The sequence below is a fragment of the Lachnospira sp. CLA-JM-H23 genome (assembly GCF_040096425.1).
GTDB classification, from domain to species: Bacteria; Bacillota; Clostridia; order Lachnospirales; family Lachnospiraceae; genus Lachnospira; species Lachnospira rogosae.
Map to the genome: position 1 here is coordinate 61478 of NZ_JBBMET010000008.1, position 16001 is coordinate 77478.

The 16001-nt window shown below is 37.1% G+C and carries 14 protein-coding genes; 12 read left to right on the top strand and 2 right to left on the bottom strand.

What is annotated here, in order from left to right; all coding sequences use genetic code 11:
• The first annotated feature begins 7 nt into the window (after positions 1–7).
• Positions 8–844: a tetrahydrofolate dehydrogenase/cyclohydrolase catalytic domain-containing protein gene (locus WMO42_RS10925; protein WP_022501325.1), complete on the top strand. Its 837-nt coding sequence runs from the start codon at positions 8–10 to the stop codon at positions 842–844.
• Between the two features lie 164 nt (positions 845–1008).
• Here WMO42_RS10925 and WMO42_RS10930 read toward each other — a convergent pair whose 3' ends face one another.
• Both WMO42_RS10930 and WMO42_RS10935 read right to left on the bottom strand, forming a co-directional pair.
• Positions 1009–1335, bottom strand: a complete 327-nt coding sequence (locus WMO42_RS10930; RefSeq protein ID WP_022501324.1) for an AzlD domain-containing protein — start codon at positions 1333–1335, stop codon at positions 1009–1011.
• 36 nt (positions 1336–1371) lie between these two features.
• Positions 1372–2121, bottom strand: a complete 750-nt coding sequence (locus tag WMO42_RS10935) for an AzlC family ABC transporter permease (protein WP_022501323.1) — start codon at positions 2119–2121, stop codon at positions 1372–1374.
• A 369-nt stretch (positions 2122–2490) separates the two neighbouring features.
• Between WMO42_RS10935 and WMO42_RS10940 the strand changes: the two genes are divergently transcribed.
• The 11 genes from WMO42_RS10940 (at position 2491) to argF (ending at position 15985) form a co-directional block, all read left to right on the top strand.
• Entirely contained in the window at positions 2491–3186 is a 696-nt protein-coding gene (locus tag WMO42_RS10940) for a cyclase family protein (RefSeq protein ID WP_022501322.1), read from the top strand.
• A 216-nt stretch (positions 3187–3402) separates the two neighbouring features.
• A complete protein-coding gene (locus WMO42_RS10945) occupies positions 3403–4329 on the top strand; it encodes a ketopantoate reductase family protein (protein ID WP_055307195.1) in 927 nt (308 codons plus the stop codon).
• A gap of 55 nt (positions 4330–4384) precedes the next feature.
• On the top strand, positions 4385–4852 hold the full coding sequence (locus WMO42_RS10950) for a YhcH/YjgK/YiaL family protein (RefSeq protein ID WP_022501320.1): 468 nt from the start codon (positions 4385–4387) through the stop codon (positions 4850–4852).
• Between the two features lie 37 nt (positions 4853–4889).
• Positions 4890–5900, top strand: a complete 1011-nt coding sequence (locus WMO42_RS10955) for a TRAP transporter substrate-binding protein (RefSeq protein WP_022501319.1) — start codon at positions 4890–4892, stop codon at positions 5898–5900.
• Between the two features lies 1 nt (position 5901).
• Entirely contained in the window at positions 5902–6375 is a 474-nt protein-coding gene (locus WMO42_RS10960; protein ID WP_022501318.1) for a TRAP transporter small permease, read from the top strand.
• A 42-nt stretch (positions 6376–6417) separates the two neighbouring features.
• Positions 6418–7722, top strand: a complete 1305-nt coding sequence (locus WMO42_RS10965; RefSeq protein ID WP_022501317.1) for a TRAP transporter large permease — start codon at positions 6418–6420, stop codon at positions 7720–7722.
• Between the two features lie 208 nt (positions 7723–7930).
• A complete protein-coding gene (locus WMO42_RS10970) occupies positions 7931–11467 on the top strand; it encodes a DNA polymerase III subunit alpha (protein ID WP_349192281.1) in 3537 nt (1178 codons plus the stop codon).
• 210 nt (positions 11468–11677) lie between these two features.
• Positions 11678–12652 (top strand): 6-phosphofructokinase, encoded by a 975-nt coding sequence (pfkA, locus tag WMO42_RS10975; protein ID WP_022501315.1) that lies wholly within the window; start codon positions 11678–11680, stop codon positions 12650–12652.
• 21 nt (positions 12653–12673) lie between these two features.
• Positions 12674–13468 carry an RNA methyltransferase gene (locus WMO42_RS10980; RefSeq protein WP_349153820.1) on the top strand — a complete coding sequence of 265 codons (795 nt, stop codon included), beginning with the start codon at positions 12674–12676 and terminating at the stop codon, positions 13466–13468.
• Between the two features lie 237 nt (positions 13469–13705).
• Positions 13706–14713, top strand: coding sequence for a cell wall hydrolase (locus WMO42_RS10985; protein WP_082437215.1), 1008 nt, complete (start codon positions 13706–13708; stop codon positions 14711–14713).
• A gap of 279 nt (positions 14714–14992) precedes the next feature.
• Positions 14993–15985 carry an ornithine carbamoyltransferase gene (gene argF, locus WMO42_RS10990; RefSeq protein WP_022501312.1) on the top strand — a complete coding sequence of 331 codons (993 nt, stop codon included), beginning with the start codon at positions 14993–14995 and terminating at the stop codon, positions 15983–15985.
• Positions 15986–16001: the final 16 nt, after the last annotated feature.

Consider the following 16001-nt stretch of genomic DNA (forward strand, 5'->3'; position numbering starts at 1 on the left):
TTATCTAATGGAAATATTAAAAGGACTGCCAGTTGCTAATTCTATTAATGAGCAGCTTATAGAAGATATTAAGAATATAGATGGGGAACTTCCACATCTTGCAATAATAAGAGTTGGTGAAAGACCGGATGACTGTTCATATGAACGTGGAGCAGTAAAGAAAATGGATAAAGTAGGTGTAAGATGTACAACATATACATTTGCGGCAGATATATCTAATGATGAATTTCAGAAGGAATTCGACCAGATTAACAATAATCCCGACATAGATGGAATCCTTCTCTTAAGACCATTGCCAAAGCATATTGATGAGAAGGCTGTCGAGAACAGAATAGACCCAAGAAAAGACCTTGATGGAATATCACCGGTTAATCTTGCTAAGGTATATGCAGGAGATGAAACAGGATATGCACCTTGTACAGCGGAGGCTGTTATAGAGATGTTAGATTATGCAGGTGTAGATATTAAAGGCAAGAGAGTTACAGTAGTTGGAAGAAGCCTTGTTATTGGTAAGCCTGTGGCTATGCTTCTTATGAAAAGAAATGCAACAGTTACAGTTGTACATACAAAGACAGTCGATATGGCGGCGACCTGTAAGCATGCAGAGATACTTGTTGCAGCGGCAGGCTCAGCAAAGATGATAAAGCCTGAATATGTTGCAGATGGTGCTGTTGTTATTGATGTTGGAATAAATGTTGATGAGGAAGGAAAGCTCTGCGGAGATGTGGATTTTGAAGCAATAGGGAATATTGCCTCAATCGCAACTCCAGTACCGGGCGGTGTTGGCTCAGTTACAACATCTGTACTTGCCAAGCATTTAGTGAAAGCTGCACATATGAGATAATGCTTATTAAGCTTCAGTTATACATTAACATACACTAGCAGATAGTTAATATTTATTAAGGTATTAATGAACTTATAGGATAAAAGACTTATAGGACAAAATGTGTTGATAGAAACCGCCGCCAGCCTTTAATTTCAATGGCTGACGGCGGTTTAATCTTTATATTAATGTGTCTGTAAAAATGTTATAACAAGTTCTACAATAAATACTGATGCACAGCTTAACATTGCAACCTGAAAAAGGCTTTTTCCAATCCACGCAAGCACGATGGCTATTACAAAAGCGATAGCCGCTGATATTATACTGGAGGTTGCAGATAATATCGCTGGAAAAGTCATAATAGCAAGTGTTACATAAGGCACATAGTAAAGAAATGATTTAACTGTGATATTTTTAATCTCTTTTCGTATCAGTGTAAGAGGGAGAACTCTTACAAGATATGTTACAAGAGCCATAATTAATATGTATATGTATGTATTATGTGTAGGCATAAATAATCTCCCAATTCTATATAGGTAATATGTTTCTTAAGTATTATTAGTAGCATTAGTGTTATCAGCACTTCTGGCATTCTCTTCCTTCACAGGAAAAAGAATTGCTGCCGCAAGTGAGATGATAACTGTTAATATAATAATTCGAGTTCCAGAGGAAATGCTGCTTATAACAGGGGCATAGCTGAATATACAGCTTATAATCATTGATATTGCTACAACGCCTGCAATTATGTGATTTTTCCTTGCCGGAGGAATTATTATTGCAATGAACATTCCGTATAATCCGACACTTAAAGCACTTACAATATTAGCTGGAAGTATATTTCCAAACAGCACGCCGAAGTATGTTCCAAGAACCCACGCGGGTGAGGCTACAAGAACCATTCCGTACATATATGCGGGGTTGAGTTTTTCAGGAACAGATACTGTCAGTCCGAATATCTCATCAGTAACGAACAATCCCATAATAAGTCTGTGAAAAAATGGCATTTTATTATCTAATTTCTGGCTTAAGGCACACGACATAAGAAAATATCGTGCATTAATTATAAGTTCCATAACAGCAATCTCTGTATATGCAGCAAGTGCCGCAATAAGTGTAAAGCCGGCAAACTCACCAGCAGAAGCGTGGCATGTTATGCTTGCAAGGGCAGCCTGTAAGGCGGTCAGTCCTGCATTCTTAGCGGCAATTCCCAACGTAAAAGAAACAGCAAGGTAGCCAAGTGCTATAGGCATACCGTTGTGAATTCCTTTTTTTAACCAATAAGAGGTTGAATTATTCATATATTCTCCAATCTTGCAAAATAATATAAAAATTGCAATAGACATTAAAGCTTATGCAAACCACTATGATACAACAAATGCTATATTTTTACAATGTTTTCATCTGGTGCAATGTCAAAAGTTTAACAAATATATAAAAATGGATATGCTATTTTAGTAAAAGTATTTGAAAATCGACTTACACTTGTGCATATATTACAAAAATATTATCAGAAATTTATAAAGCTTTGATAATTGATTATAAACCGGTATACTGGTATACTGCAAGTGTCAAAGGAAATGACAAATAAGTAACAAACAGGAAAATTTAACAAGTATCTAAAAAGCTAACAAGTAAACAAAATATTTAATTCACAGGAGGATTTAATTATGAACACAACATTTGCTTTAGGAAACGGATTAAAGGTAATCGATCTTACAAAGCCATTAGACCCAAAGACAGAGTCAAGAAGATGCCACCTTATCAGATATAACACAGGCGGACCAATTCCTGATTTCCACACAGCAATGGATCTTACAAGCCACTTAGGAACACATTGCGAGTGTCCTTATCATCACGATGACAACTGGCCATCAGTTGCTGAACTTCCACTTACAACATTTATGGGAAGAGCAATATATGTTGACTTCAAGGATACACTTCCTCACAGAAAGCACATCAGTGCGGCAGACCTTGACAAGGCAACAGAAGGCTGGGTAAAGGAAGGTGATATTCTTATCATCGACTCATCTTACAAGCTTGACCCATTCACACCTGATACTAATACAGACAAGGATCAGAGATTATTAGTAAATGGTGAGACAGCACAGTGGTGTGTAGACCACAAGATTAAGTGTGTAGGCTTCGGTGATGGTGTTTCAATTGAGAACTGCAACGAAGATGTTAAGCCTTTCCACGACATCTGTATGGCAGAGAACATCGTATTCCTTGAAGTATTAAAGAACCTTGATAAGCTTTCACAGGATACATTCTTTATGTCATACTCACCACTTCCAATATATGGCTTGGATTCTTGCCCAATCAGAGCTTATGCTATTGAAGGTCTTGCAGAATTTACCCGCTAATCAGTGAAAAATGTATTTAACATAATATAATATGCTGGCGGTCTTAAGGGCTGCCGGCAGCAATAGAAATAATAAAAAAATATTTATTACCGCAATAGCAAAAATAATAAATAAAGAAAAATATTTATTATGGTAATAATAAACAGATAAAAGAAGAATATTTTAAGAAGAAATAATATTTAAGATAACAAAAATGTGAAGAAATGGAGGCATACTATGAAGATAGCGGTACTTGGAGCTGGTGCCATGGGTTCTATATATGGTGGACATCTTTCTACTAACAATGATGTATATATGATTGATAAGAAGGCAGAACTTGTAGATAAGATTAATGCAGACGGATTAAAGTTATTTGAGAATGATACAGATGTAATATATCACCCAGCAGCATTACTTAGTAGTGAAGGAATAGGTGAAGTAGATTTAGTAATTATATTTGTCAAGGCTTTATATTCAAGAGCAGCACTTATGGAGAATAAGGGAATAATAGGAGATAACACATATGTAATGACTCTTCAGAATGGTGCAGGCCATGAAGACATTATCTTGGAATTTGTTCCTAAGGAAAGAATTATCATAGGTACAACAGAAGATAATGGAGCAATCCTTGGTGACGGATATGTAAGAAGAGGCGGCAAGGGCAAGACCAATATCGGTATGCTTGTTGAAGATTCACAGCATATGCTTGACAAAGTTAAGGTCTGTCTTGACTCTTGTGGATTTGATACACACATTTATGATAATATCCAGCAGCTTATATGGGACAAGCTGTTTACTAATGTTTCACTTAGTGCTCTTACAGGAGTTCTTCAGGTTCCAATCGGATTTATCGCAACAGATGAATATGCATGGAATATGACAGTTACTCTTATAAAAGAGGCAATGCAGGTAGCTAAAGCTATGGGGCTTGAGTTTAATGAAGAAGAGATGATTGAACGGGTAAGAAATACATCTCTTAATTCTCCAGAAGGAAGAACATCTATATATGCAGACCTTAAGGCAGGAAGGCTTACGGAGGTTAATACAATCAGCGGTGCGGTAGTTAAGGCTGGTGACAGATTGGGAGTTCCAGTTCCATCACATAAGATGATTGTTAATATGGTTCATGCAATGGAGAACAAAAGCAAGAATAATGTAGAATAAAATATAAATGTATATATTATAGAATTTCATATTTATAATAGAAGGGAGTTTTGTTATGATATTTTCATCAATTCATACAAAGGATGATTTTAAGAATTATCCAGCAGCAGTACAAAGAGCAATAGAATATTTAAAGAACAATGATTTTACTAAAATGGAAACCGGCGTATATGAGATAGAAGGAAAGCTTATGTATGCACAGGTATTCGATGCTGAGACAGAACCATTAGAGGCAAGAAAGCCGGAATATCACGAGAAATATCTTGATGTACAGTTTCTTGTAACAGGAAGGGAAAAGTTAGGCTTCACACCAGATACAGGTAACTACGAAGTGGCAGAAAGATATGATGAGAGAGATCTTATATTTGTTAAAGATGTAGAAAATGAAGGCTTTATCACATCAACACCTGGCTGTTTCTGTGTATTCTTCCCTACAGATATTCACAGACCACAGGTTGCAGATGGAGAGCCTATGAAGGTAAGAAAAGTTGTAGTTAAAGTAAGTGTAGAACTTTTAAAGTAATTCACTTGTATGCAAAAGCATAAGAATGGAGGATTTTATGGGTAAAAAATTGATGGCATTATTATTATGCGTATGTTTAATGGCCAGCTTTACACTTACAGGATGCGGAAGTAAAAGTGCAGATGGTCAGGAAGTTAAGATTATCAGAGTAGCATTTAACCAGAATGAAAATCACCCACAGTATAAAGCTATGAAGGAGCTTGGTGAGAAGTTCGAGAAAGCTACTAATGGCAGATACAAAATGACTATATATGCTAACGGTGTACTTGGTGAGCAGGGTTCTATGGCAGAATTCATCAGAACTGGTGCACTTGATATGGCTATAGTACCATGTTCAGTTCCAGAAGGATATGATTCTAACTTTGCTATTGTCGGTGCACCTTATCTTTATCAGGATATGGATCATTTAAGAAGAGCAACAGAATCAGGGGTATTTACAGACCTTTTCAAGTCAACAAGAAAGTACAATTTTGAAGTCCTTACAATATATACAGCAGGTGAAAGAAATATATATGCTGACAAGCCTATCAACTCAGCAGATGATCTTAAGGGTATGATTGTAAGAGTAAATGATAGTACAACATATCTTAATATGGTTAAGTATATGGGTGGTACAGGTACAGCAATGTCACAGTCAGAAGTGTATACAGCACTTCAGCAGGGTGTAATTGATGCAGGTGAGAACAGTGAGCTTGTATATTCAGATTTCAAGCATTATGAAGTAGCTAAATATTACTCATATACAAGACATATTGTTCACCCTGATGTAGTTGTAGCAAGTACTAATTTCCTTGACAGCATGTCAGAAGAAGACAGAGCAATATTTGATAAGCTTGTAATGGAATCAACAGAATATGAATTTGATACATTTAAGGAAGCTGTTGAGGCAGGTAAGAAAGAAGCAGAAGAACACGGTGCAATCTTTGTATATCCGGATACTAACGAATTCAGGGAAAAATGCCAGCCATTACTTGATAGTATTGCTAACCAGTCAGATATGACAAAGGATATTTATAATAAAGTAGAAGCTTTAAGAGAGGAGAATTAATATGAAGACAGTAAAAAATATATTAGATAAAGTAACTTCGTATGCAAGTGTATTCATATTTATAATGATGGTACTTATGGTAACTTATCAGGTTGTTGCCAGATACATTTTCTCAGCTCCAAGCAGTGTAACAGAAATACTTACAAGATATTCATTTGTATGGTTAATAATCATATCTGCAACATATATGTTTGGACAGAGAGAGCACATTAATATTGCAGTAGTAAAAGATAAGCTTCCTAAGAAAGCTAAGAGAATCGTCAATATAATAATTGAATGTGTAACAATCGCATTTGCTGGTCTTATAATGGTATTTGGTGGTTTTAAGATTACACATATGAATTTCGTACAGTTTGACTCAATCTTGCATATTCCAACAGGTATTATATATTCAATTATTCCAATATGCGGTGTAATAATTATCTTTTACAGCATATACAATATCGGACTTGAACTTAAAAAAGATGAAGCATAAAGGTACGCAATGCACATAAGTGCATAGAAATGAGAGGTATATATGAGTATAGCATTACAGGTAGCCTTAGTAATGGTTACAATACTGGTTGTACTGCTTGTTATCGGCGCTCCAATCGGTGTAGCAATTGGTATGTCATCAGCAGTATCAATGATATGTATGATTCCAGCAGATGTTTCATTTGCAACTTCTGCTCAGAGAATATTTGCGGGTTCTAATTCATTCTCGCTTATAGCAATTCCATTCTTCATTCTGGCAGGTAATATAATGAATAATGGTGGTATAGCAACAAGACTTGTTAATTGTGCCAAGGTAATCAGTGGACGTATGCCAGGTGCACTTGCACAGTCAAATGTAGTAGCTAATATGTTATTCGGAGCTATATCAGGTTCTGGTGCAGCAGCAGCCGCTGCTATGGGTGGTACAATCGGACCACTTGAAGAAAAAGAAGGATATGACAAGAACTACAGTACAGCAGTAAACGTAGCATCTGCTCCAGTAGGTATGTTAATTCCACCAAGTAACACAATGATCGTATATTCAAGTGTTGCAGGAAGCGTATCAATCGCAGCACTCTTTATGGCAGGTTATATTCCAGGTCTTCTCTGGGGTGGTGCAGTTATGATACTTGCAGGAATTATGGCTAAGAAGCGTGGTTATCAGGCAGAGCAGAGAGTTCCAGTTAAGGTTGCTCTTAAGACATTCTGGCAGGCAATCCCAAGCCTTTTACTTATCGTAATCGTAATCGGAGGTATCCTTGGTGGTATCTTCACAGCAACAGAAGGTTCTGCTATCGCAGTAGTATATGCAACCGTATTATCACTTATATATAAGGCTTTCAAGATTAAAGACATTCCAAGAATTGTCCTTGAAGCAGCTAAGACAACAGGTATCATTACATTTATGATCGGACTTTCATCAATTATGTCATGGGCTATGGCATTTACAGGAATTCCAGATATGATAGCAAATGCAATCCTTGGTCTTACAACTAATAAGTATCTTATCTTACTTCTTATCAATGTATTATTACTTGTAGTTGGTACATTTATGGACGTAACACCAGCGATACTTATCTTCACACCAATTTTATTACCAATCTGTAAGTCATTCGGAATGGATCCAATTCACTTTGGTATCTTACTCTGCTTCAACTTATCAATTGGTACAATAACACCACCTGTAGGAACAATTCTCTTTACAGGCTGCCGAGTTGGTGGAACTACAATCGAAAGCGTAATAAAGACATTGCTTCCATACTTTGCAATAATACTTATTGCCCTCTTGCTTGTAACTTATATACCAATGCTTTCAATGTTCCTTCCTAAGGTACTTGGACTTGTATAAATAAAGGTATATAGATAAAGAAAATGTGCTATTAACTTAAGAAAGAACAGCACTATTAATAACGATAAAATGTGGATATACACCACATTTATATAAACTTTTTTCCTAATATTATGTATGGAAACCGTATTGGTCATATGGCTGATACGGTTTCTTTTTACCATGAATTATGGTATGCTGTTAATAATAATTGTTATGGAGGGAGCATATGCCATTTACACATTTACACGTCCATACAGAGTATTCACTTCTGGACGGTTCAAGTAAAATAAAAGAGATAACTAAAAGAGCGGCAGAGCTTGGAATGGATAGTCTTGCGATAACAGACCATGGTGTTATGTACGGAGTTATTGATTTCTACAGGGCTGCAAAGGATGCAGGAATAAAGCCTATTCTTGGTTGTGAGGTGTATGTTGCTCCGGGTTCAAGATTTGATAAGGAAGCAGGAACAGGTGATGATAAATATAACCACCTTGTTCTGTTAGCAGAGAATAACAAGGGTTACCAGAACCTGATGAAGATTGTATCAAGGGGCTTTACAGAAGGTTTTTATTATAAGCCAAGAGTTGATAAAGAAGTATTAAGGGAATTCAGTGAGGGCATAATCGCATCAAGTGCCTGCCTTGCAGGTGAAGTTCAAAGATACCTTACAAGAGGAATGTATGAGGAGGCTAAAAGGGTAGCGCTGGAATATCAGGACATATTTGGCAAGGGCAATTTCTTCCTTGAATTACAGGACCACGGAATTGCAGAACAGCATTATGTCAATCCACAGCTTTTAAGAATGTCTGAGGAGACAGGAATTGAGCTTATATGTACTAATGATGTGCATTATACCTATGCAGACGATGCAGATGCACACGATATACTGCTCTGTATACAGACAGGAAAGAAAGTTACAGATGAGAACAGAATGAGATATACAGGCGGACAGTATTATCTTAAATCACCGGAAGAAATGTCCGATTTATTCAAATATGCACCGCAGGCAATCGCTAATACAGAAAAGATTGCACAAAGATGTAATGTAGAGATAGAATTTGGAGTTACCAAGCTCCCCAAATTTGCAGTGCCAGAGGGCTATACATCCTGGACATATCTTAATTATCTGTGTTACGAGGGACTTAAGAAAAGATATCCAAATCAGGCGGCAGATATATCTGTTGAGGATTTTGTCAGAAAGGCAGAGGAGGAAGCAGTTGAGGATAGAAAAGATGTAGTTATTAAGATTGCCAGGGATACTAATAATATATTTGAAAGATTGGCATATGAACTTTCAGTCATATATTCAATGGGATATGTAGATTATTTCCTTATTGTATGGGACTACATTAATTATGCTAAAAGGCACGATATACCGGTCGGTCCGGGAAGAGGTTCAGCGGCAGGAAGCATAGTATCTTACTGCCTTGAGATTACAGACCTTGACCCTATTAAATACAGCCTTATCTTTGAGCGTTTCTTAAATCCTGAACGTGTATCTATGCCCGATATTGACGTGGATTTCTGTTATGAGAGAAGACAGGAAGTAATAGATTATGTAGTTGCCAAGTATGGTAAGGATTGTGTATCACAGATTGTTACATTTGGTACTATGGCAGCTAGGGCTGTTATAAAGGACGTTGGAAGAGTGTTAGACCTTCCATATGCTATGGTTGATAATATTGCCAAGATGGTTCCAAGAGAGATTGGAATTACAATAGATAAAGCAATTAATGAAAATCCAGACCTTAGAAATGAATATGAGAACAATGAGGCTGTAAGAGATTTAATTGATAAGAGTAAAAGGCTTGAGGGACTTCCACGGCACGCATCTATGCACGCCGCAGGAGTTCTTATATGTGGAAAGCCAGTAGAAGATTATGTTCCGTTATCAACTGGATCTGACGGTGCAGTAGTTGCCCAATTTGTAATGACAACGCTTGAAGAATTAGGACTTCTAAAAATGGATTTCCTTGGTCTTAGAACACTTACAGTTATTAAAGATGCAGAAAATCTTATTAAAAAGCACAATAAGGACTTCTCTATAGATAAGATTGACTATACTGATAAAGGGGTATTTGATGCGATAAGTACAGGAAGATGTGATGGTATATTCCAGCTTGAAAGTGCAGGAATGAAGTCATTTATGAAGGAATTAAAACCTAGCAATCTGGAAGATCTGATAGCGGGTATATCATTATACAGACCAGGTCCTATGGACTTTATTCCACAGTATATAGAAGGTAAGAATAACCAGCAAAATGTTACTTATGCCTGCCCACAGTTAGAACCAATTCTTAAACCAACCTATGGCTGTATTGTGTATCAGGAACAGGTTATGCAGATTGTACGAGATCTTGCTGGATATTCGTGGGGACGAAGTGACCTTGTCCGTAGAGCGATGTCTAAGAAAAAAGCATATGTTATGGAGCAGGAGCGTAAGAATTTCATATATGGCAATCCAGAAGAAGGCGTTAAGGGCTGTGTTAATAATGGTATAGATGAGACGGTTGCAGGAAAGATATATGATGATATGATTGATTTTGCAAAGTATGCCTTCAATAAATCCCACGCTGCCTGCTATGCAGTTGTATCGTTCCAGACAGCATTTTTAAAGACATATTATCCAGTAGAATTTATGGCGGCACTTATGACATCAGTAATTGATAATACATCAAAGGTAGCGGGATATATATACGCCTGTAAGCAGATGAATATCAATATTCTTCCACCAGATGTTAACGAGTCGCAGATGGAATTCTCAGTAGATAATGGTGGCATACGTTTTGCAATGGCAGGAATTAAGTCACTTGGAAGACCGACAATCAATGCAATTATAAATGAAAGAACAAGTAATGGTACTTTCACATCAATGCAGGATTTTATTAATCGTATGTCAGATGCACTTAATAAAAGGGCAGTAGAGAACTTTATTAAGGCGGGAGCATTTGATACCTTTGGTAACAAGAGGCGTGCGATGATGCTTGTGGCAGATAGTATGCTTGATAATGCGGTTAAGCAGAAGAAAGATTCGATGTCTGGACAGATGTCACTGTTTGATTTTGTCGGCGAGGAAGAAAAGAAAGATTATGAGATAAAAGTTCCGGATGTTACAGAATACACTAAGGAAGAACTGCTTGGTTACGAGAAAGAAATTCTTGGTGTATATGTAAGCGGACATCCTCTTGATGAATACACTGGAATGGTGAAGAAATATGTAACCAATGTAACAACAGATTTTGAGATAGATGATGAGACAGGCGAAACTAAGGTAAGAGATGGCAATAATGCTACGATTGGCGGAATGATAATGAATAAAAGCGTTAAGACAACCAAGAACGGACAGCTTATGGCATATCTTACAATTGAAGATCTTGTTGGAACTGTTGAGGTAATCGTATTTCCGAGGAACTTTCTTATTAACCGGCCGGTTATAGATACAGCAGATAAGGTATTTGTTACAGGAAGGGTTCAGGCAAATGCAGATGAGAACGCAAGGCTTATATGTGATAAGGTTATAGATTTTAACACTATTCCAAGAAAGCTCTGGATAAGATTCGAGAGTGAAGAAGAATACCAGTCAAAGCAGAGTGAGCTTAATGATATTCTTTACAATTCAGATGGAAAAGATTCTGTTATTATATACTGCACTAAAGAAAATAAAAGGATTGCCCTTCCTGCAAGCAGGACTGTACAGGTTAATTCAGAACTTCTTATGAAGCTTAAGGGTCTGTATGGAGATAAAAATGTTACGACAACATAAAATAATTGTATAAAAATTTAGATAAAAATTATCTAAAATAATATATCTTTTTAAAGATTTGTGGTACTATTAAAAAAGGTTAAACTATTTAGGCAATTATAAAGCTGTAAGTGTTATAAAAGTTGTATCTGTTGACAGAGAATACTTTGTTACTTACAAGATATTTATATGGTGAATGTCATAGACTTTAGATGAAAGGGGAAATTATTTATGGCTAAAGAAATTAAAACAATCGGTGTATTAACAAGCGGTGGAGATGCCCCTGGTATGAATCCTGCAATCAGAGCTGTAGTAAGAACAGCTATTAACAAGGGACTTAAAGTAAAAGGAATTCAGAAGGGCTACAACGGTCTTATTAATGATGAGATTATCGATATGGATAAGAAGAGTGTTTCTGATATTATACAGAGAGGTGGTACAATTCTTTATACTGCTAGATGTCTTGAGTTTATGACAGAAGAAGGACAGAAGAAGGCTGCTGAGGTATGTAAAAAGCACGGGATTGATGGTATTGTTGTCATAGGTGGTGACGGGTCTTTCCGTGGAGCACAGAAGCTTGCTGAGACTGGAGTTAATACAATAGGTCTTCCAGGAACAATTGACCTTGATATTGCCTGTACAGACTATACAATTGGTTTTGATACAGCGGTTAACACTGCTATGGAGGCTATTGATAAGATAAGAGATACATCAACATCTCACGAAAGATGTAGTATTATTGAAGTAATGGGACGTAATGCAGGCTATATTGCACTTTGGTGTGGTATCGCTAATGGTGCAGAGGATATTCTTCTTCCAGAGAGATATAATGGTGATGAACAGGCAATAATTAATCACATTATTGACGGAAGAAAGAAAGGCAAGAAGCATCACCTTATTATCAATGCTGAAGGAATCGGACATTCAACAGGAATGGCAAGAAGAATAGAAGCTGCTACAGGAATAGAGACAAGAGCTACTATTCTTGGTTATATGCAGAGAGGCGGCTCACCTACATGTAAGGACAGAATGTATGCTTCTATTATGGGTTCTTATGCAGTTGATCTTTTAGTTGCAGGAAAGAGCAACAGACTTGTAGCTTATAAGGACGGAAGGTTCGTTGATTATGATATTGATGAGGCACTTGCCATGACTAAGGATATTAGTGATTATGAGTTTAATATAAGTGCTATGCTTTCTAACTAATTATACAGGAAATGGTGAAAAATGATTACAAGTACAAGTAGTTCGCAGGTTAAGCACGTAGTGAATCTGCAGAAAAAAGCAAAGCTAAGGAAAGAAGAGAAGCAGTTTGTTGTTGAGGGCGTGAAAATGGTGTCAGAAGCACCGGCAGACAGACTTGTAAAGGTATATGTATCAGAGACTTTTAAGGCTGATAATGAGGAATTTCTTGAAAGAATGAATTATGACAGCATAGGAAAAGACGTGCTGGAGATTGTGACAGACAACGTGTTTATGCGTATGGCAGATACACAGACACCACAGGGAATTATGGCAGTTGTCAGAATGTCAGATACAGATTTGGAAGGTATACTTTCAGACAAGCGCAACCCATTACTTCTTATTATTGAAAATCTTCAGGACCCCGGTAATCTTGGAACTATTGTAAGAATGGCTGAGGGTGCAGGTGTTACAGGAATTATTATGAGCAGTAACACAGTTGATATATACAATCCTAAGACAATCCGCTCGACTATGGGTTCACTTTACCGTGTGCCGGTTATATATGTAGATGATATATGCGAGGCGGCTGATGTATGTAAGTCTAAGGGCGTGACAGTATATGCGGCACACCTTAATGGTACAGATAATTATAATAAGAAAGATTATACAAACCCTACTGCATTTATGATTGGCAATGAGGGCAATGGACTTACAGATAAGTTAGCAGATAAGGCTGATGAATATGTAAGAATTCCAATGCAGGGTGAGGTTGAGTCACTTAATGCTGCTATTGCGTGTACAATTCTTACATACGAAGCAGTAAGGCAGAGGTTGTAATAACAGGCAGAAATGTGTCGAAGCTCTCTTTTTAAGGGTGTATTTTCATAAATATTTAATAAATGTTAAATCAGTAATATAAGCGCAAAGCCACGGAAACACTGTGTTCCGTGGCTTTTTGTAACAAATTTGACAAATTTGATTAACTTTGCTATTATACTTTCGTAACAAAATGTAACAATTCTGTAACATTTTGTAGGCGCATTTAACAACTTGTGCCGGAAAGGGAAAAACTTTATGAAACTTAGAAGTAGCAAAGCTGCTTGTTGTTTGGGAGCTACGCTGGTAGTGATGATGATGCCGGTTCTTCCAAAGGTAACAGACGCCAAACCTACCTATGAGCAACACGAAAGTACAATTACTGATACCGAGGTCAGAGTTGCATCATACGCAGCCAATGTTGAGGAAGTAATCTTAACAGGTTATGAAGAACAGCAGGGGCAGATGCAAAATAAAGCGCTTGCAATTACAGAACCTTATCTTGATGTATATTCAGCCGATGATGAGAATTCATCAGTTAATGGAAGACTTTATAAGAACACAGTGGTAGATGTGTTGGAAGTTAATGGCAGTATGACTAAGATAAGCTCAGGTAATTGCGAAGGATATACTAAGACAGCCGCTTTATTATTCAATCAGGAGGCAGAGGTTATAGCCCAGACTCTTGATGATGAAGATATCCTTACAGGATATACAATTGAAGAGGCAGAAGCAAAAGAGGCAGAGGAAGAAGCTGCCAGAATTGCCGAAGAAGAAAGAATTGCAGCAGAACAGGAAGCTGCAAGGATAGCTGAAGAAGAAAGAATACAGGCAGTTATATCAAGAACAATATCTGGAACGGATATATCATATAACTCAACAATGAGCGTAAGTAATGAAGAAATATATCTTCTTGCCTGCATTATTGACTGGGAAGCAGCTTATGAGCCATATGAGGGGAAGCTTGCAGTTGCTAATGTTGTATTAAACAGAGTTAGAAGCTCTAACTATCCTAATTCAATAACAGGGGTTATATATCAGAAGTCACAGTTCTCAGGAGCATCAGATGGAGCAGGCGGCCCATCAGCTAAGTTCCAGAACAGACTTAACAGTGGTATCCGTACACAGGAATGTATGGATGCAGCACTTGAGGCATTGTCAGGAAAGAACAATATCGGCGGATATACATCATTCAGAATGGTTTCAATAACCAATCTTTCAGCAATGTCAGACTATGTAATAATTGGTGGACACGTATTCCACTAAATAAGAATACCAGCCAGTGAACAGATAAAAGTCACTGTGCTGGTATTTTTTATGATTAGAAAATAGATGAATGTTACCACGCTGGTATTTTTATAATTAATAAACAGTGATGTAAGCAGGTAAGTGTTATTTGAATATGTAAGAAGTTGCATTTATGAGCTGTTTGCGATAAAATGTTATCTAAATTTATAAATTGGGTATTATTAGCAGGATAATATGCTATAGCCTTAGAGCAGAGATTGTTTACATATGATTTATGCTAAAGAATGGAGGAGCATTATGAATCTTAAAGGAAGAGATTTTTTAACATTAAAAGACTATACACCAGAGGAAATAGAATATCTTATAGAATTGGCTGCAAAGCTTAAGAAGATGAAGAAGGACGGAGTTGTTGAACAGCCATTACTTGGAAAGAATGTTGCTCTTATATTTGAAAAGACAAGTACAAGAACACGTTGTTCATTTGAAGTTGCAGCACACGACCTTGGTATGGGCGTAACTTACTTAGACCCTAAGGGTTCACAGATAGGAAAGAAAGAGAGCATAGCAGATACAGCAAGAGTTCTTTGTACAATGTTTGAGGGTATTGAATACAGAGGCTTTGGACAGGAGATAGTAGAAGACCTTGCAAAGTATTCTTCAGTTCCAGTATGGAATGGACTTACTAACGAGTACCACCCAACACAGATGCTTGCTGATATGCTTACAATAAAAGAAAAGCTTGGAAGATTAAAAGGTGTTAAGTTCGTATATATGGGAGATGCAAGATATAATATGGGTAATTCACTTATGATAGTATGTGCTAAGCTTGGATTACATTTTACAGCTTGTACAGCTAAGGAATATTTCCCTAATGAAGATCTTGTAAACCAGTGCAGGGAATGGGCTAAAGAAAGTGGCGGTTCTGTAACATTAACAGAAGATGTTACAGAAGGCACTAAGGGTGCAGAAGTTCTTTACACAGATGTATGGGTATCAATGGGTGAGCCTGATGAGGTATGGACAGAGAGAATTAACGCACTTCTTCCATATCAGGTTAATAAGAAGGTAATGGACAATGCTGATAAGAACGCTATATTTATGCATTGCCTTCCAGCTTTCCATGACTTAAAGACAACAATAGGCAAGGAAATTCACGATAAGTTCGGACTTGATGAAATGGAAGTTACAGATGAGGTATTCGAGTCAGAGCAGTCAGTTGTATTTGATGAGGCAGAGAACCGTATGCACACAATCAAGGCTGTAATGGCAGCTACACTTGGAGCATATTAAACCTATAAGTAACGTA